Here is a 17,168-nt window from a genome sequence, read left to right as displayed (position 1 = left end):
ATCCGTACGGCGGCCGACGCGCAACCATCGGTTGCGCGAAAGCCGCCGCACACGCGAGGTTCGTTTCAGCGGACCGGCGCGGGATTCCCCGGCCCGCCGCGCCGCACCTCGAACAGGAAGCAGCCGAACTCCACGGCCCGCACGTGGACCAGCGCCGCCTCCGGGTCCTCCAGCAGGGTGTCCAGCAAGGCCGACGCCGCCACGGGATCGGCCGACCGATGCGCGCCGACGAGGTGCCCGTCCAGGATGGAGCCGTCGGCGCGGTAGGTGCGGAAGACCCGCCGCGGCCCGCCCATGGCCGCCGGATAGCCGGGCCCCGTTTCCGGCTGGGGCCCCTCACACGGCTCCTCGTGGATGAACACCGGCCCGACCTCCTCGTACGCCCCGGGGTCGGCGCCGGTGTCCAGCGCCCAGCGGCGCAGCGGCGCGTAGGCCACGAGCAGGATCGCCTCCCCCGGCCGGGAGCGGCGCAGGCAGCAGCGCAGCGGGCTGCCGCCCTCCTCCTCGACGATCCGGCGCGGCGTGCGCCCGGCGTCGTCGGTCTTCCTGAGCTGGTCGAGCACGTCGGGCGCGATGGCCCTGATTTCGAACGTCACGCCCTCATCGTGGCCGTGTGCCCGTGCCGAGGGCTGGCGGAAAACGGACGGCGCGTTACGAGGCGCTGACGGTCTCCGGCGCGGTCTCCTCCTCGTGCGCGGCCTTGGCGGCCTTGCGCTTGAGCCACACCGTGGTGCCGAGGCCGACCAGGACGGCGGCCGCCAGCCCCACCCAGGAGAAGCCCTTCAGCCACTTGTCGGCCACGATGCCCAGGTAGTAGACCGCGACCGTGGTCCCACCGGCCCACGCGACGCCGCCGAGGACGTTGGCGATGAGGAAACGCCAGTAGGGCATGTGCAGGGCCCCGGCCAGCGGCCCGGCGAGGATCCGCAGCAGGGCGACGAAACGGCCGAAGAACACCGCCCACATCCCGTGGCGGTTGAACATCTGCTCCGCCTTGGCGATGTGCGCGGGGCCGAAATGCTTGGGGAAGCGCCGTCCCAGCCGGTCGAACAGCGGCCGTCCGCCCTTGCGGCCGATCAGGTAGCCGATGGAGTCGCCCACGATCGCGCCGACGCTCGCGCAGAGCCCGACGATCCCGGGGGCCACGACCCCTTTGGACGACAGCAGCGCGGCGCTCACCAGCACGATCTCGCCCGGGAGCGGAATGCCGAGACTTTCCAGCCCGATGACGAAGCCCACGAGCACGTAGACCCAGACGGACGGGATGGTCTGCAGCCACTCGTCTACGTGCATCTCACTCCCTCAACGCGCCAACAGCCCCCATTGTGCCGTCGCTCCACGAGTGCGGCATCCGCCGCGAGGACCATGGCGGGTAACCGGAAAGGAGGATGGGCGTCCGCCGCCTCCGTCCTGGAGAGGATCAGTCACGCATCGCGGCGCGCACGGCGTCGCGCATCGCGGCGTGGACGGCCGCGTTGCTCATCCGGTCGGTGCGCGCCTCCACGATGCGCAGGCCGTCCCCCTTGAGCGCCTTCGACAGCTCCTCCGGCTCCTCGACCAGCGCGTACGGCAGGCCGTGCGCGGCGGCGACGTAGCCGAAGTCCACCCCGTGGGGCGTGCCGAACACCCGCTCGAACGGGTCCTCCAAGGCGGCCTGCGGCAGCAGCGAGAAGATCCCGCCGCCGTTGTTGTTCACCACCACGAAGCACAGGTCGGGCCGGGGCTCGCGCGGCCCGAGGATCAGGCCGTTCTGGTCGTGCAGCAGCGTGAGGTCGCCGATCAGCGCGTACGCCGGGCCGTTGTGGGCGAGCGCCGCCCCGACGGCGGAGGAGACCAGGCCGTCGATGCCCGACGCGCCCCGGTTGGCCATCAGCCGCAGCCCCCGCCGGGGGCGCATGGCCTGGTCGAGGTCGCGGATCGGCATGGACGACCCGCAGAACAGCAGCGAGCCGTTGGGCACCACCTCGGCGAGGTCCCTGGCAATCCGCGGCTCGGTCAGGCCCGAGGAGTCGAGCACCTCGTCGATCGCCTGGCGGGCCACGTGGTCGGCGTGCCGCCAGGCCCGCAGCCAGGCGTCGCCGCCGGCCGCGATCGGGATCTCCACGGCCTGGGCCACCTGCGTCGCCGAGCGGGTCGGGTCGGGCCACCGGGTCAGGTCGGGCGAGACCACGATGTGCTCCTCGGCCCGGCGCAGCCACGACAGCAGCGGGCGCGACAGCCCGGGGCGGCCCAGCGTCACCACGACGTCGGGCCGGTGGGCGTCGGCCCACTCCTGGTCGCCCAGCAGGAAGTGGTAGGTCGAGACGGCGTGGTCGCCGTATCGGCCGCCGCCGTTGGGCTCCGACAGCACGGGCCAGCCCGCCATTCCCGCGGCGGCGACGTATCGCCGCACGTTGGCGGCGCCGTCGCCGACGACCAGCACTCCGCGCCGGGTCGGCGGGATGTGCAGGGCGGCGGAGGGCGGCGCGACCCGCGCCCGGAACCACGCGCCGGAGGCGTCGCCGTCCAGCGGCTCGCTCCAGGTCGTGTCGCCGTCGGGGATCAGCGGCTCGCGGAAGGCCACGTTGAGGTGCACGGGCCCGGGGTCCGGCGGCCCGGCGGCGCGCTGGCAGGCCCGGCACACCAGCGACCGCCAGTAGGCCACCTGGCCCGGCCGGTCCTCCGGCACGCCGACCTCGGCGAACCAGCGCACGGCCGAGCCGTACAGCTTGATCTGGTCGATCGTCTGGTTGGCGCCGGTGCCGCGCAGCTCGGGCGGCCGGTCGGCGGTCAGCAGGATCAGCGGCACACCCGACTCGGACGCCTCGATCACGGCGGGGTGGAAGTTGGCCGCCGCCGTGCCCGAGGTGCAGATCAGGGCCACCGGCCGCTCGGACCGCTTGGCCAGGCCGATCGCGAGGTACGAGGCCGACCGTTCGTCCACGCGGACGTGCAGCCGCACCCGCGACTCCGCGTGCGCGGCGAGCGCCAGCGGCGCGGACCGGGATCCCGGGGCGAGCACCACATCGGTGACCCCGCAGCGCACCAGTTCGTCGATCAGGACGGTCGAGAGGGCGGTCGCCGGGTTCACCGCCGCGCCTCCACAACGCCCCGGTCGGCCCGGTTTCTGTCCACCCGCGCGTCTCCTCCCGTTTCCGCAGGCGCAAGCGTACGGCAAAAAGGAGTGGCCGCCGTCATCGCGCGGCCTCTACGGGCGGCGGGGGAACTTCGAGAAGTCCGGCTTGCGCTTCTCTTTGAACGCGTCGCGGCCCTCCTGGGCCTCCTCGCTCATGTAGTAGATGAGCGTCGCGTCGCCGGCGAACTGCTGCATGCCGGCCGCGCCGTCGGTCACCGCGTTGAGCGCGCCCTTCAGCATGCGAAGCGCCAGAGGCGACTTCTCCAGCAGCTCGCGAGCCCACTGGACGGTCTCCTCCTCCAGGCGCTCCAGCGGCACCACCGCGTTGACCAGGCCCCACTGGAGCGCGGTCTGGGCGTCGTACTGCCGGCACAGATACCAGATCTCGCGGGCCCGCTTGAGGCCCACCGTCTCGGCGAGCAGCCAGGAGCCGTACCCGCCGTCGAACGAGCCGACCTTGGGGCCGGTCTGGCCGAACTTCGCGTTGTCGGCGGCGATCGTCAGGTCGCAGCAGACGTGCAGCACATGGCCGCCGCCGATGGCGTAGCCCGCCACCATGGCGATGACCGGCTTGGGGCAGCGGCGGATCTGCACCTGCAGGTCCAGGACGTTGAGCCTGCCGATGCCGTGGGTCTTGTCGTCCACGTAGCCGTCGTCGCCGCGGATCTTCTGGTCGCCGCCGGAGCAGAACGCCTTGTCCCCCGCGCCGGTGAAGATGATCACACCGACCTCGGTGTCCTCCTGGGCGCGGTTGAAGGCCTCGCGGAGCTCGAACAAGGTCGTGGGCCGGAAGGCGTTGTGCCGCTCGGGGCGGTTGATGGTGATCTTCGCCATCCCCTCCGCGGTCTCGTAGATGATGTCCTCATACTCGCCCGACCGCTTCCAGTCGACCCCGCTCGTCACACCCGCTCCTTCGTCGTCATCAACCAGGCGCCGTCGCCGACCGCGCGCCGCCGACCAGGCGGTCGCCTCCGGCCACCGCGCCGGGACTAACCTTACGACCGTGCTCAGCCCTCACGGACATCGCCCGGGACAGCGCCCAGGACAGCGCTCAGGACAGCGTCCCGTGCACGCTCTCGTCCTGCCTCCGGGGCCCGCGCTGTCCGAGGCCGTACGGCAGGCCCTGACGGGCGACGGGCCGGCCGTGCTGCCGCTGTCGCCCGACCTGCCGCGGGCCGCGCTGGAGGCGACGCTCGCCGCGCTGCGCCCCACGCACGTCGTCACCGCCGACGGCGTGCGGCGCGAGCCGGACGGCGAGCCGTCCGACGCCGCGCTGATCATCGCGACCTCCGGCTCCACCGGCACGCCTAAGGGGGTGGAGCTGACGGCCGAGGCGCTGCTCGCCTCGGCCCGCGCCTCGCTGGCCAGGCTCGGCGCACGCGAAGGCGACCGCTGGCTGTGCTGCCTGCCGCCGTCGCACATCTCGGGCGCGCAGGTGCTGATCCGGTCGCTGCTGTGCGGCACCGAGCCGATCATCCACGCGCGCTTCTCCCCCGCCGGCGTCGCCGCGAGCGGGGCCGACCACGTCTCGCTGGTCCCCACCCAGCTGCGGCGCATGCTCGACGCGGGGGCCGGCGTCGCGGCCTTCGGCACGATCCTGCTCGGCGGGGCCGCCGCTCCCGCGGGCCTGCTCGCCGAGGCCCGCGCGGCCGGGGCCAGGATCGTCACCACGTACGGCTCCAGCGAGACGAGCGGCGGGTGCGTGTACGACGGCGTGCCGCTCGACGGCGTCGAGGTCAAGATCGGCGGCGACGGGCGGGTGCGGATCGCGGGTCCCGTGCTGTTCTCGGGCTACCGGCTGCGCGAGGAGCGGCCGTTCGAAGGCGGCTGGTTCGTCACCTCCGACCTGGGCTCGATCGAGGACGGGCGGCTCACCGTGCTGGGCCGGGCCGACGACGTGATCAACACCGGGGGCCGCAAGGTCGTGGCCGGCGCGGTCGCCGAGGTCCTGGCCGGTCACCCGGCCGTACGCGACGTCGTTGTGGTGGGCAGGCCCGATCCCGAGTGGGGCGAGATCGTGGTCGCCGTCGTGGTCCCCCGGGATGCCGGCGAGGTCACGCTCGGCGGGCTGAGAGACTTCGCCAAGGAGCGGCTGCCCGCCTACGCCGCGCCCCGCGCCGTCGAGTTGGTGCCCCAGATCCCGCTCCTGCCCAACGGCAAACCCGATATGGTCGCAATCAAGAACCGGAACCGCGGATGACCTTCGTGCGTCTGTAAGAGCAGGGGGAAGGGGACGCCGCATGCAACCGATCCGCCTCACGCCGGCCCAGAAGATGATGGCCTCCGCCGTGCTCGTCGCCGTCGTCATCGTGGGCGGAGCGTCGGTCACGGCCGCCGCGTTCGCCGGCCGCCTTGACGACGCCGCGAAGGCGGGCGACGCCCCGGCCGCCAAGCTCGGGCCGGGTGGTCGCGGGGGAACGGTCGAGGTCTCCCCCGACGATCCCGCCCAGGGTGACGTCACCAGGGCACAGGCCACTCCCGAGGTCGACCCCGACGTGGTGCTGAAGGAGCTCACCGACGACCCGGACGGGGTCGCCGACTACTGGACCCAGGAGCGCATCCGGGGCGCGAACCCCATGCCGATGCCCCAGGTCAGCGTCAGCATCATCCCCGACTGACCGGCCCGCTCAGGCGGGTGTGCCAGTCTCCCCCGCCCGGCGAGGGAACAAACCAGGCGCGAGAGCGTTATTGATACTGGTGCGCTGCGCGGCCGGACGCCGCGGCCCCGATTCGCAAGCATCAGAACCTCGATCATCCACGAACTCCGCAAGGAGGAGGTGTCCTCATGCCCCGGACCGCCGTGGCGGACTCGCCCGAGCGCGAGGTGACCCCGACGACGCTCGACCTGCTCCTGGAGCGAGGCCGTACGCAGGGCCGCCTTTCCCTGTCGGAGCTGCGCGAGGCCTTCGCGAAGGCCGGCGTCAGCCCCGCCGAGGGCCGCTCGATCCTGCGCGAGCTCACCGAGGCGGGCGTGAACCTGGCCTCCGACAACGCCGCGGAGAGCGAGCCGGGCGAGAAGACCGAGGTCGCCCCCGCCAAGGCGCCGGCCAGGAAGTCCCGCCGGGCCGCCCAGGCCGCGGCGCAGGCCAAGAGCTCCGCGAAGAAGACGGCCAAGACCGCCGACGAGGAGCCGTACGACGAGGAGCTCCAGGCCGACGAGGCCAAGGTGGAGGACAGCGGCACGCTCGACCTCGACGACACCTCCTCGGTCATGGGCGACTCGGTCCACACCTACCTGAAGTCCATCGGCCGCCGCACGCTGCTCACCGCCGCCCAGGAGGTGGAGCTGGCCAAGCGCATCGAGGCCGGGCTGTACGCCGAGTACAAGCTGGAGACCGCGATCGAGAGCGGCGAGCCCCTGCCCCCGCACGTACGCGAGGACCTGGAGTGGGTCATCGAGGACGGCAGGCGGGCCAAGGACCACATGCTGGAGGCCAACCTCCGCCTGGTCGTCTCGGTGGCCAAGAAGTACACCGACCGCGGCATGGCCCTGCTCGACGTCGTGCAGGAGGGCAACCTCGGCCTGATCCGCGCCGTCGAGAAGTTCGACTACACCAAGGGCTACAAGTTCTCGACGTACGCCATGTGGTGGATCCGGCAGGCCATCCAGCGCGGCTTCGCCGACTCCGCGCGGACGATCCGGCTGCCCGTCCACGTGCTGGAGATGCTGTCGAAGCTGTCGCGCGTCGAGCGTGACATGCACCAGCGGCTCGGCCGGGAGCCCACGCCGGAGGAGCTGGCCGTCGAGCTGGACAAGACCCCGGACCAGATCGAGGAGCTGCTGCGCACCAGCCGGCAGCCGATCAGCCTCGACTCGACCATCGGCGAGGACGGCGAGACCCGCATCGGCGACCTCATCGAGGACGTCGACTCCCCCGAGGCGTCCGAGGTCGTCGACCGGCAGCTGCTGGCCGAGCAGCTCAAGGGCGTGCTCAGCAACCTGTCGCCGCGCGAGGCCAAGATAATGAGCCTGCGCTTCGGCCTGGCCGACGGCAAGCCGCACACGCTGGACGAGATCGGCAAGCACCTGGGCCTGACCCGGGAGCGGATCCGCCAGCTGGAGAAGGAGTCGCTGTCCAAGCTGCGGCACCCGAGCAACACCCGCCCGCTGCTCGACTGGGCGAGCTGATCCCATCACAAGTACGGCCCGCATCCCTTCCGGGGTGCGGGCCGTACGGCTGTCCGGGCTCAGCGACCGGCGGCGGCCAGGCCCTTGCGCACGTCGCGCGGGGTCAGGCGGGCGGGGTCGCCCGTCTTGGAGGCGCGGGGCAGCCGCGGGATGCCGCTGAGGCGGTGCGCCTCACGCAGCGTGCGCAGGCGGTTCACCTCGTCGGTCCACAGCGCGCCCTCGGGAGTGGCCTTCGCCTTGCGCCGGGCGATCCTGCTGTCGTAGGCCTTCACGCCGAAGGTGGCCCGCTGGCCCGCCTCCGCGGCGCGCAGCGCCTCGGTCAGCGCGGCGTCGAGACCCAGAGCCGCCTCACGGAGCTCGGGGAGCGGCACGCCCGCCGCCTTCGCCTCCTGGAACCGCCGCTGCGCCACCCGGACCTTCTCCAGCACCTGGTCGAAGTCCTTCCGGATCTCCAGATCCGCGTGGTAGCGGACCTCCGCCTCCCGGCTCACCCGCGGACGGAAAAACGCCATCGTCAGCCCCTTCGGTATCGGACTCGCGCAATCGGATGTGCGCAATCGAACTCGCGTCGCAATCGGTAGCGTACGCGCTCTCCGCCGGGACCCGCACCGCAGGGTGTGCCGCCCTTTACGAAGTAAGGACGCATGTGGCAGCATGATCGCCGTGCCTGCCAAGCGACCACCCGTCCCCCTGTCCCGCGAGCGGATCATCGACGCCGCGCTGCACATCGCCGACGGCCAGGGCCTGCGCCGGCTTACCATGCGCCGGCTCGGCGACGCCCTCCAGGTGGAGGCCATGGCGATCTACCACCACCTGCCGCGGGGCAAGGAGGCGCTGATGGACGCCCTCGCCGAGCACGTGACGACCGTGGAGGTCGATCCGGCCACCGCCGCCACCTGGCAGGACAGGGCGCGAGCCTGGGCCCGCGCGAGCCGTGCCGCACTGCTGGAACACCCGGGCGTGCTGTCGCTGGCGCTGACCAAGCCGCCGAAGGGGTCGGCCCTCATCGCGATCACGGAGCAGACCGAGCAGCTGCGCGAGGCGGGGGCGGGCGACCCTGCCGGGGCGGTCCGCGCGCTGCGGGCGTACGTCTTCGGCAGCGTGGCGGTGGAGGTCCAGCAGTCGGGATGGGCCGACCCGGACGCCGAGGTGCGCGACGCGCGCACCGCCGAGGGCGAGCGCGATTTCGAGCACGGCCTCGACGCGCTGATCGCCGGCCTCGGCGGCTGAGACCTGTCGCTTTCGGACTGTCCGCATCAGCCGCGCGAGATGTCCGGAATTTGTGATACCTCGGTTATCCGGCCGTCGGCGTGTCGAGGCCGGACCGTTGCCTGCATTGGGGCATTCTTGTGTAGTAGGTCACATCAGTGCGCGCGAGCCTGCTCGGGGGGTGGCCGGGTCCCCTGCCCGACCGGCGGAAATGCTCCGAACGGGCTATGTCGTACGGATGCGGCCGAGCCGCAAACTGGTGTAGTCCAGTGTGGTGTGCGTCATACCCCACGGACGCCAGGAAGACAAAACCGAGCGAACGATAAAGACACGGAGCCCCGGCGATGTGCCCTCATGAACCGGCCTGTCCCAGCGCGGACGCGAAGGACCGAGAAGCCGCCCGCACGATAGCCTGTCACCCCGAGCAAGGCTGGAGCCTGCTCTGCAACGGCGTCGTGCTGTTCGAGGACACCGGCGAGCTGCTGCCCGACGGCGGCGTCATCGCCCCGCACCGCCCCACCGACATGGCCATCAGCGCGGCCTGAAGGTCGCGTTCCCGGACGCCGAGGTGATCGGCGTTCCACCCGCACCGTGATCGGCGTGGGAGACCGGGGAGACGCGGCCGACGCGGAGTGGGAGCGGCCGATGCCCTCGCTCCCACCCGCGAGGACGACGCGGGCGACCGGTGGAGTAGTCATTCGTACCCACCACATGGTCACCCCGTGATCGTCACGGGGGCGCCGCACCGGCCCGGCGCCGCCCGATCCCGCGCCATTGCTCACGCTCGAACGGCACCGGCGCCTGTAGCGCGGCCCCCGGACCAGATCCAGACGAGCTGCAGGACGCTCAGGCCGAACATCAGGACGCCCAGCGGGATGTGCACGATCTTCACGTGTGCGATGCCCAGCGCCACCTGCGCGAGCGTGAGCACCAGGAACCCGGCGGCGTACAGGGCGGGCCCGGGCGAGCCGCCGCCGCCCCGCCGCCACGTCACGATCGCGACGATCAGATGCAGCACCGTCACGCCGAACAGCGTGTACGCCCCGGCGCTGTGCGGTGCCCCATGGCCGCGCGCGGACAGCAGCAGTCCCGCGGTGATCGCCTGGACGAAGACGACCACGGTCTGCACGGTGGTCGCGGCACGCAGGAGCATGAGGTTGCCTGGCTTCGTCGTCGCGTGCGTGGGCATGGCGTGTTTCCCTTCTCGATCTCACCGGGTGTGAGGCCCGGGACTCGGTGTCCCGACAGTCAGACGACGTGGCCGCCGGGAATGTGAGGTGACGCATCGGCCTCACGTAGCGCCGGTCTCACATTCGGGCGCGCTGTCTCGTCGGTCTGGTGAGGGAAGACACGACCGAAGAAGCCGGGGCGCCATGACCACCACATCCGAGCCGGGCCTGAGCGCGATCATGAGCGAGCGGCGTCGGCTCATCAATCTCGCCTACCGGCTCCTCGGTTCCCTGGCCGACGCCGAAGACGTCGTGCAGGAGACGTACGCCCGCTGGTATGCCATGTCGCGGCAGGAGCAGGAGGCCATCGCGTCGCCCGGCGCGTGGCTGACGAGGGTGGCCGGCCGCGTCTGCCTCGACCTGCTCGGCTCGGCGCGTGCACGGCGGGAGAGCTACGTGGGCGAGTGGGTCCCGGAGCCGCTGCCGGATCGGACGGAGTGGATCGGCGGGCGGGGCGGCGGCACGGCCGACCCGGCCGACCCGGCCGACCGGATCACGCTCGACGAGTCGGTCGGCATGCCTGGAGCGTACGGTCAACGGTCAGCCCGGCCTGGTGGCCCGGCTCGACGGCGTCACAGTGACGGTGGCGGCGTTCGACGCGCCGGGCGACCGGATCACGCGGATCTGGGCGGTACGCAACCCGGAGAAGCTCTGGCCCTGGACGGGTGTCTCCCCTGCGGGGGCGGAGACCACCCTCACCTGAGCGGAGCGGCGGAGCGGCGCGAGAGCAGCCACCGGGCCACGACCTCGCCCACGCGGGCGGGATCCTTCTTGAACTCGTGCCCCTCCCCCGGCAGGACCACGAGTGCGACGGGTGACTTCCCGGCGGACCGTGCCCCCGGCAGCGGCATCTGCCGATGGGGTACGGAATCGTGGTCCGCGACCGGGTCGCGGTCAGCGATCACCGATTCGTGGGTGCCTCGTCCAGGGGAATGGTGGCGAGCAGCGCGCGGGTCTCGGCGACGACGCGGTCGGCGAAAGCGGGATCACGGACCTGCGCGGAGCCCACCATCGGCTTGCCGTTCTCGTCGTAGTAGACCCCTGTCCGATCCGACCCGTCGGTCAGCACCCCGGTGATCATCCGAGCGGCACGCTTCGGTGTGCTCCAGTATTTGATGAGGGGCGCGAGCGGCGCGGCGACGTACCTCGCCAGCAACCGGACCACGGCGCTGGCGTCGCGGCCGAGGCCGGTGCCCGGATTGAAGCCCGGTTCGACCGCGTTGAAGCGCAGCCGCGGCGTCTCACGTGCGAACGCGAGCACGGTGGCGAGATTGCACTGCTTGGAGGTGGCGTAGGCGTCGAAGCCGGTCTTGGACGAGCCCCCGGGCCGCCATTGGCCGCGCACACTGGCTTGCGCCGAGATGTAGCGCCCGCCGCGGAAGCCGGCGGCGACCGCGGGCTTGCGCTGTGGATCCTCGACGCCCGAGCAGACGAACACGACGTTCGCGCCGTCGGGAAGGTGCGGAATGAGCGCCTCCGTCAGCGCGAACGGTCCGAGGTGGTTGGTCGTGAAGGCGAGGTCCCACCCCTGTGCGGCCCGGTCGGCGCGGGCCGGCATGATGCCCGCGTTGTTGAGCAGGCCGGCGATCGGAAGACCGAGCGCGACGACCCGTGCGGCCGCGCGCCGCACGCTCGGGATATCGGAGAAGTCGCAGACCACCGAGACCGCGTGCCCCTCGGGCCGCGCGTTGATCTCGGCTTCGACCTCCGCGAGCTTGCCCGGGTCACGGCCCACCAGCACGACGGAGCCGTGCTCGGCGAGCTCGATCGCGGTGCGCCTGCCGATTCCGGACGTCGGCCCGGTGATGATCCACGCCCTTGCGGGCGATGTGCTGCGGCTGAAGTCGGGCACGTCGGCTCCCTCACTGTGGAGATCATGGAGATGGAGATCAGGCACTGGGCGCGGATCAGGCGGTGGGCGCGGTGGAGGAGCCGGCCAGCACCCGCCAGATGGCCTCGAACGCGACACTGCCGCGTGCCTCGGCCTCGGCAGGCTCGCGGATCATCTCGTCGATCGTCGCCTCGGCGATCGCGTTCACCAGGGTCAGGACGAAACCGAGCGGCACGTCCTGCATCGGCCCGTTGGCCCGGCTCCGTTCCAGCAGGCCGGCGATGCCGCTGAAGGCCAGGCTCGCCGCCCGATGGGTGTCGGCGGTGATGTCGTCCGCCACTTGAAGCTGCGCGAGCGCCCGCCGCTTGTCCGGGTTGGCCGTCGCCCAGCGCCACCACTGCGTCCACATGTGGCGGACCTGCTCACGGGGTGCGTCCCCGGCCCGGAGATCGGCGGTCGCCGCGGCGCTCATCTCCGTCTTCAGCGCGAGGAAGAGCTCGTTGAGCAGCTTCGCCTTCGTGTCGAAGTAGGTGAACAACGATCCGTTGGAGACGCCTGCCTCCTTCGCGATCGTCGCGGTGGCCGCCCCGAGCCCCTGGGACGCGATGACGCGGGTGGCCGCCCGCAGGATCGCGTTACGCCGGTCCTCACTGCGTGGTCTAGGCATGATCCGACAATATAAGAGAGTGTCTAGTCAGTCAAAAATTGGCCATGATCGGCCATGAGGCGGGCGAGACCATGCTCACCTGAGCGGAGCGGCGGAGCGGCGCGAGAGCAGCCACCGGGCCACGACCTCGCCCACGCGGGCGGGATCCTTCTTGAACTCGTGTCCCTCCCCCGGAAGGACCACGAGACATTCGGCGTCCTTCTCGTCCGGCACGCCGAATGGATCCCGGTCACCGTTGACCACGAGCACCGGGGTCCCCGCCTGCCGCAGCTCGTCCGCCCGTGAGCGTTCCGGCTTGCCCGGAGGGTGGAGCGGGAACGCGAGCGCCACCACCGCCTCCGCCCCTGCGGCTCTCGCCGTGCGGCAGGCGACCCGCGCGCCGTTGCTCCGCCCGCCCTGCACGAGCGGCAGGCCAGGGTGACGCTCGCGGAGCGCGGCGACGATCGACAGCCACGCCTCGTCCTGCTTGACCGCCGACCCCGGCGCCCGCGCGCCGCGCAGCCGGAACGGCTGGGTCACCCGTGCGACGCTTCCTCCGATCGCCAGCACCGCGTCCCGTACGGCGAGCAGGTCGGGGGCCTCCACGCCTCCCCCGGACCCGTGGGTCAGGACCAGCAGCAGCCGGGGATCGGCGGCCTCGTCCACCTCGGCCAGCGCGCGGCCGTGCGGGGTCTCGATCTCCATGCGGTGAAGGTAACGGGTCCGGCAGGAGCAGGAGGAGGCGACCCTCCGATCGGAGGATGGCAGTCATCCGATAAAGAGGCAAGAATGTCATGGTGCCGGACATCGCATCGCACCAACCGCCGCCCGGAACCGGGCACCCCGTCCCTCCGCCGCAGGCGGCCCCCTCGAACCGCGAGGACCTGCGCGCCGTCATGGCGGCCCGCCGCGACCTCGGGCCGGACTACGAGGACGCCCTGGTCGACTCGTTCCTCGACAAGCTCGACGTGGAGATCGCCGCGCGGGTGCGCAACGAGGTGGCGGCCCAGCTCGCCCACCAGCCGCTTCGCGGCCAGTCCAAGCACAGGGACGGCGCCGTGGGCATGGCCATCGGCTCGCTGGCCCTGGGCATCCCGCTGACCGCCATCGCGGCGCAGACCTCCGGCGCGACGGGCCTGCTCCTGGCCTGGGGCGGGATCATCGCGGTCAACCTCGCTCACGCCCTCGGCCGCCGCCACCAGCGCTGACACGCGGCAGGACGACCAGCGGACGACCACGGGGGGTCACAGGGGGATCACGGGGGTCACCCGGCCGCGCCGGCCTCCATCGCGGGGCGCACGTCGCGGCCCAGGCGCAGCAGCACCTGCTCGGCGAGCGCGGGATCGGGATGGTCGAGGCCGTAGCGCCAGACGGTCTCGGCGTCGGCGTCGCGGCCCCGCAGCGGCAGCGTGCGGGCCAGCAGTTCGATCGCGAGCGCGCCGGTGCCGGCGTCGGCCCCCTCCTGGCGGCTGTCCTCCACGGCCCCGGCGAACTGCGCGCACGCCATCTCCAGGTGCGCCATGCCGAGCAGCACCCGCAGGCGCGCGGGGTCGGCCACCGCGCTGATCGACAGCGCCTCCAGCAGGACGTCGGCGGCCCGCTCGGGCTCGCCGTCCTCCAGCAGCCGCTCGGCCATCCGCTCGGCCACGACCGACAGGCCCTCGCCCGCCTCGCCGCGCTCCGGCGCGTTCTCGTCCGCGGCGAGTTCCGCGAAGATCTCGGCCGCGCCGTCGAGGTCGCCGCTTTCGGCGAGCCGGCGCGCGTGGTCGAGCCGGTCGGACCGCCGCCCGGAATCGATGGCCGTCATACAGGGGGCCTCGCATGGTCGCAGGGGATAGAAACGATCACCGCGATCTTAACGAGACCGGCCGCCGGGCGGGGCCGACATGCTCAACTGATCAGTCCTCGTACGCCTCAAGGGGCGGGCAGGAGCAGACCAGGTTGCGGTCGCCGTACGCCTGGTCGATGCGGCGCACCGGCGACCAGTACTTGTCGTCCCGCAGGCCGGGCACCGGGTAGGCGGCCACCGCCCGCGAGTAGGGGTGGGCCCACTCGTCGGCGGTGAGGCACTCGGCCGTGTGCGGGGCGTTGCGCAGCGGGTTGTCGGTCTTGTCGAACTCGCCCGACGCCACCTTCGCGATCTCGCCCCGGATGGCGATCATCGCGTCGGCGAAGCGGTCGAGCTCGGCCAGGTCCTCGCTCTCGGTCGGCTCGATCATGAGCGTCCCGGCGACGGGGAACGACATCGTGGGCGCGTGGAAGCCGTAGTCGATCAGCCGCTTGGCCACGTCGTCCACGGTGACGCCGGTCTCCTTGGTGATCTGGCGCAGGTCGACGATGCACTCGTGGGCGACCAGGCCGTCCCTGCCGGTGTAAAGCACCGGGTAGTGCGGCGCGAGCCGCCGGGCCAGGTAGTTGGCCGACAGGATCGCCTGCTCGGTGGCCTGGCGCAGCCCGTCGCCGCCCATCATCCTGACGTACGCCCAGGAGATCGGCAGGATGCCCGCCGAGCCGTACGGCGCGGCCGACACGTGGGCCGGGAGGTGCTCGGCGAGGTGGGCCTTGACCGCCACCGGGCCGACGCCGGGACCACCGCCGCCGTGCGGGATGCAGAAGGTCTTGTGCAGGTTGAGGTGGGAGACGTCCGCGCCGAACTCGCCCAGCTTGGCCAGGCCCACCAGCGCGTTGAGGTTGGCCCCGTCGACGTAGACCTGCCCGCCGGCCTCGTGGACCCGCTCGCAGATCTCGACGATCGTCTCCTCGTACACCCCGTGGGTGGACGGGTAGGTCACCATGATCGCGGCGAGCGCGTCACGGTGCTTGTCGATTTTGGCGGCGAGGTCGGCCAGGTCGACGTTGCCGTTCGCGTCGCAGGCCACCACGACCACCCGCATGCCCGCCATGACGGCGCTGGCGGCGTTCGTGCCGTGCGCGGAGGACGGGATGAGGCAGACGTCGCGGCCCTCCTCGCCCCGGGAGCGGTGGTAGGACCTGATCGCCAGCAGCCCGGCGAACTCGCCCTGGGAGCCCGCGTTCGGCTGGATCGACACCCGGTCGTAGCCGGTGACCTCGGCCAGCCAGCCCTCCAGCGTCGCGATCAGCTCGGCGTAGCCCTCGGCCTGCTCCGCGGGCGCGAACGGGTGGATCGAGGCGAACTCCGGCCAGGTGACCGGCTCCATCTCGGTGGTCGCGTTGAGCTTCATCGTGCAGGAGCCCAGCGGGATCATCGAGCGGTCGAGCGCGATGTCCTTGTCCTGCAGCCGCCGCAGGTAGCGCAGCATGGCCGTCTCGGACCGGTGGGAGTGGAACACCGGGTGGGTGAGGAAGCCGGAGGTCCGCTGCAGGCCGGCCGGGAGCGCGTCGGAGGTCACCCGGTCGAGGTCTTCGACCACGAGCCCGGACGCGCCGAACGCCGCCCAGACCGCCCGCAGGTGGCCCGTGGTGGTCTTCTCGTCACAGGCGACGCCGACGTGGTCGGCGTCCACCAGGCGCAGGTTGACGCCCCGCTCGGCGGCGGCGGCCACGACCTCGGCGGCCCGCCCGGGCACGCGGGCGAGCACGGTGTCGAAGAACTCGTCGTGCACGACCTCCACGCCGCTCTCGCGCAGCCCGGCGGCGAGGACGGCCGCGTGGCGGTGCACCCGCTGCGCGATGCGCTTCAGGCCCTCCGGGCCGTGGTAGACGGCGTACATCGAGGCCATGACGGCCAGCAGCACCTGCGCGGTGCAGATGTTGCTGGTGGCCTTCTCGCGCCGGATGTGCTGCTCGCGGGTCTGCAGGGCCAGGCGGTAGGCCGTGCGGCCGTCGGCGTCCAGCGAGACGCCGACCAGGCGGCCCGGCATCTGCCGCTGCAGGCCCTCGCGTACGGCCATGTACGCCGCGTGGGGGCCGCCGTAGCCCAGCGGGACGCCGAAGCGCTGGGAGGAGCCGACGGCGATGTCGGCGCCCTGCTCGCCCGGGGACTCCAGCAGGGTCAGCGCCAGCAGGTCGGCCGCGGCCACCAGCAGCGCCCCCTGGGCGTGCGCCCGCTCGGCGACCGCGCGGAAGGACGCCACCCGGCCGCTCGCGCCCGGATACTGGACGAGGACCCCGAAGCACTCGGGCAGCTCGCCGGCGAGGTCCGACTCGACCAGCGTGATGCCGAGCGGCTCGGCGCGGGTCGCCAGCACGGCCTTGGTCTGCGGCAGCGCGTCGGCGTCCACCACGAACACGTCGGTCTTCACCTTGCTCGCCCGGCGGGCCAGCGTCATCGCCTCGGCCGCGGCCGTCGCCTCGTCGAGCAGGGACGCGCCGGCGACGGCGAGGCCGGTGAGGTCGGAGATCACGGTCTGGAAGTTCAGCAGCGCCTCCAGGCGGCCCTGCGAGATCTCCGGCTGGTAGGGCGTGTACGCGGTGTACCAGCCGGGGTTCTCCAGCACGTTGCGCAGGACGACGCCCGGCGTGATCGTGTCGTAGTAGCCGAGGCCGATCATCGGGGTCAGCACCCGGTTGCGCCCGGCGAGGGCGCGCAGCTCGGCCAGGGCCTCGGCCTCCCCCACCGCCTCGGGCAGGTTCAGCGGGCCGCGCGTGCGGATGGCCTCCGGCACGGCCACGGCGACCAGGTCGGCCACCGACTCGTAGCCGACGACCTCCAGCATCCGGTCGCGGTCGGCCTCGGAGGGGCCGATGTGGCGGGTGGAGAAGGGCGGAGCGGAAAGATCGCGAAGCGTGGACCGATCGGTCATGACAGGGGCCTCCTGGCGGGTCGAGACCTGCGGCGACCGTCCCGCGCCCGGTGTGGCGCGGCGGTCGTGTAGCGGTCTCCCCCTCTGTCATCGGACCTGAGAGCTTCACCGGGCCGTCGGGCCCGGCTTTCCCCTTCGGTGAGGCGCCGCCTGGCCGGCGGGCCTGCTTTTCAGAGTCGCCTCGTCCGTGCGGTACGGATGCCTGAGAGATTCCGGGGAGGTTTGCTCCTTCGGCGCCCCTTCGAAGATCAGGGGTCTCTCCCGCACGAGGTCGTCGGCCGTTCC

At 72.3% G+C, this 17,168-nt stretch carries 20 protein-coding genes, 1 pseudogene and 1 riboswitch; of the genes and pseudogenes, 8 read left to right on the top strand and 13 right to left on the bottom strand.

Features of this window, described 5'->3' with window-relative positions:
- Positions 1-65: 65 nt before the first annotated feature.
- The 4 genes from HCK04_RS10625 to menB all read right to left on the bottom strand — a co-directional run bounded on the left by HCK04_RS10625 (position 66) and on the right by menB (position 4,018).
- On the bottom strand, positions 66-596 hold the full coding sequence (locus HCK04_RS10625) for a DUF1203 domain-containing protein (RefSeq protein ID WP_142646990.1): 531 nt from the start codon (positions 594-596) through the stop codon (positions 66-68).
- A gap of 55 nt (positions 597-651) precedes the next feature.
- Positions 652-1,293, bottom strand: coding sequence for a DedA family protein (locus HCK04_RS10620; RefSeq protein ID WP_142646989.1), 642 nt, complete (start codon positions 1,291-1,293; stop codon positions 652-654).
- Between the two features lie 127 nt (positions 1,294-1,420).
- Positions 1,421-3,070: a 2-succinyl-5-enolpyruvyl-6-hydroxy-3-cyclohexene-1-carboxylic-acid synthase gene (gene menD / locus HCK04_RS10615; protein ID WP_142646988.1), complete on the bottom strand. Its 1,650-nt coding sequence runs from the start codon at positions 3,068-3,070 to the stop codon at positions 1,421-1,423.
- A 117-nt stretch (positions 3,071-3,187) separates the two neighbouring features.
- The gene (menB, locus tag HCK04_RS10610; RefSeq protein WP_142646987.1) at positions 3,188-4,018 is read right to left on the bottom strand and encodes a 1,4-dihydroxy-2-naphthoyl-CoA synthase; all 831 of its coding nucleotides are present in this window, start codon (positions 4,016-4,018) and stop codon (positions 3,188-3,190) included.
- Between the two features lie 163 nt (positions 4,019-4,181).
- Between menB and HCK04_RS10605 the strand changes: the two genes are divergently transcribed.
- The 3 genes from HCK04_RS10605 to HCK04_RS10595 all read left to right on the top strand — a co-directional run bounded on the left by HCK04_RS10605 (position 4,182) and on the right by HCK04_RS10595 (position 7,244).
- Positions 4,182-5,315 (top strand): AMP-binding protein, encoded by a 1,134-nt coding sequence (locus HCK04_RS10605; RefSeq protein WP_142646986.1) that lies wholly within the window; start codon positions 4,182-4,184, stop codon positions 5,313-5,315.
- 40 nt (positions 5,316-5,355) lie between these two features.
- The gene (locus HCK04_RS10600) at positions 5,356-5,733 is read left to right on the top strand and encodes a hypothetical protein (RefSeq protein WP_142646985.1); all 378 of its coding nucleotides are present in this window, start codon (positions 5,356-5,358) and stop codon (positions 5,731-5,733) included.
- A 167-nt stretch (positions 5,734-5,900) separates the two neighbouring features.
- Positions 5,901-7,244, top strand: a complete 1,344-nt coding sequence (locus HCK04_RS10595) for an RNA polymerase sigma factor (protein WP_142646984.1) — start codon at positions 5,901-5,903, stop codon at positions 7,242-7,244.
- Between the two features lie 59 nt (positions 7,245-7,303).
- Here the strand turns inward: HCK04_RS10595 and HCK04_RS10590 are convergent, their stop codons facing one another.
- The gene (locus HCK04_RS10590) at positions 7,304-7,756 is read right to left on the bottom strand and encodes a hypothetical protein (RefSeq protein ID WP_205830064.1); all 453 of its coding nucleotides are present in this window, start codon (positions 7,754-7,756) and stop codon (positions 7,304-7,306) included.
- 142 nt (positions 7,757-7,898) lie between these two features.
- Between HCK04_RS10590 and HCK04_RS10585 the strand changes: the two genes are divergently transcribed.
- Positions 7,899-8,474 carry a TetR/AcrR family transcriptional regulator C-terminal domain-containing protein gene (locus tag HCK04_RS10585; RefSeq protein ID WP_142646983.1) on the top strand — a complete coding sequence of 192 codons (576 nt, stop codon included), beginning with the start codon at positions 7,899-7,901 and terminating at the stop codon, positions 8,472-8,474.
- Between the two features lie 323 nt (positions 8,475-8,797).
- Positions 8,798-8,998 (top strand): DUF5999 family protein, encoded by a 201-nt coding sequence (locus HCK04_RS10580; RefSeq protein WP_079313908.1) that lies wholly within the window; start codon positions 8,798-8,800, stop codon positions 8,996-8,998.
- A gap of 233 nt (positions 8,999-9,231) precedes the next feature.
- On the opposite strand, the gene HCK04_RS10575 is transcribed toward HCK04_RS10580, so the two are convergent.
- A complete protein-coding gene (locus HCK04_RS10575) occupies positions 9,232-9,642 on the bottom strand; it encodes a hypothetical protein (RefSeq protein WP_142646982.1) in 411 nt (136 codons plus the stop codon).
- Between the two features lie 184 nt (positions 9,643-9,826).
- Between HCK04_RS10575 and HCK04_RS42150 the strand changes: the two are divergent.
- A pseudogene (locus HCK04_RS42150) lies at positions 9,827-10,000 on the top strand (sigma factor); the annotation flags it as partial.
- A gap of 74 nt (positions 10,001-10,074) precedes the next feature.
- Here the strand turns inward: HCK04_RS42150 and HCK04_RS43490 are convergent.
- Entirely contained in the window at positions 10,075-10,200 is a 126-nt protein-coding gene (locus HCK04_RS43490) for a hypothetical protein (protein WP_260617194.1), read from the bottom strand.
- A 35-nt stretch (positions 10,201-10,235) separates the two neighbouring features.
- Here HCK04_RS43490 and HCK04_RS42145 point away from each other — a divergent pair, with 35 nt between their 5' ends.
- Entirely contained in the window at positions 10,236-10,385 is a 150-nt protein-coding gene (locus HCK04_RS42145; RefSeq protein WP_240971305.1) for a hypothetical protein, read from the top strand.
- Here HCK04_RS42145 and HCK04_RS10565 read toward each other — a convergent pair.
- From HCK04_RS10565 to HCK04_RS10550, 4 genes are all read right to left on the bottom strand, one after another.
- Complete coding sequence (locus HCK04_RS10565; RefSeq protein ID WP_142646981.1) at positions 10,378-10,587, bottom strand: hypothetical protein; 210 nt, start codon at positions 10,585-10,587, stop codon at positions 10,378-10,380. The two genes, HCK04_RS42145 and HCK04_RS10565, sit on opposite strands and share 8 nt — an antisense overlap.
- Entirely contained in the window at positions 10,584-11,534 is a 951-nt protein-coding gene (locus HCK04_RS10560; protein WP_142646980.1) for an SDR family NAD(P)-dependent oxidoreductase, read from the bottom strand. Before HCK04_RS10560 ends, HCK04_RS10565 begins: the two co-directional genes overlap by 4 nt.
- A 55-nt stretch (positions 11,535-11,589) precedes the next feature.
- Complete coding sequence (locus HCK04_RS10555; protein ID WP_142646979.1) at positions 11,590-12,180, bottom strand: TetR/AcrR family transcriptional regulator; 591 nt, start codon at positions 12,178-12,180, stop codon at positions 11,590-11,592.
- 75 nt (positions 12,181-12,255) lie between these two features.
- Positions 12,256-12,864, bottom strand: a complete 609-nt coding sequence (locus HCK04_RS10550; protein WP_142646978.1) for an alpha/beta family hydrolase — start codon at positions 12,862-12,864, stop codon at positions 12,256-12,258.
- An 89-nt stretch (positions 12,865-12,953) separates the two neighbouring features.
- On the opposite strand from HCK04_RS10550, the gene HCK04_RS10545 reads away from it, so the two are divergent.
- Positions 12,954-13,367, top strand: a complete 414-nt coding sequence (locus tag HCK04_RS10545; RefSeq protein WP_142646977.1) for a hypothetical protein — start codon at positions 12,954-12,956, stop codon at positions 13,365-13,367.
- Between the two features lie 56 nt (positions 13,368-13,423).
- Here the strand turns inward: HCK04_RS10545 and HCK04_RS10540 are convergent, their stop codons facing one another.
- Both HCK04_RS10540 and gcvP read right to left on the bottom strand, forming a co-directional pair.
- Positions 13,424-13,966 carry a hypothetical protein gene (locus HCK04_RS10540; RefSeq protein ID WP_142646976.1) on the bottom strand — a complete coding sequence of 181 codons (543 nt, stop codon included), beginning with the start codon at positions 13,964-13,966 and terminating at the stop codon, positions 13,424-13,426.
- A 91-nt stretch (positions 13,967-14,057) separates the two neighbouring features.
- A complete protein-coding gene (gene gcvP, locus HCK04_RS10535) occupies positions 14,058-16,883 on the bottom strand; it encodes an aminomethyl-transferring glycine dehydrogenase (RefSeq protein WP_142646975.1) in 2,826 nt (941 codons plus the stop codon).
- Between the two features lie 180 nt (positions 16,884-17,063).
- Positions 17,064-17,157: riboswitch (glycine riboswitch) on the bottom strand.
- Between the last annotated feature and the right edge of the window lie 11 nt (positions 17,158-17,168).

Source organism: Microbispora sp. CL1-1 (assembly GCF_012034195.1).
Lineage (GTDB): Bacteria > Actinomycetota > Actinomycetes > Streptosporangiales > Streptosporangiaceae > Microbispora.
The sequence above is the reverse complement of the archived record's forward strand: the minus strand, read 5'-3'. Positions and strand labels throughout refer to the sequence as shown.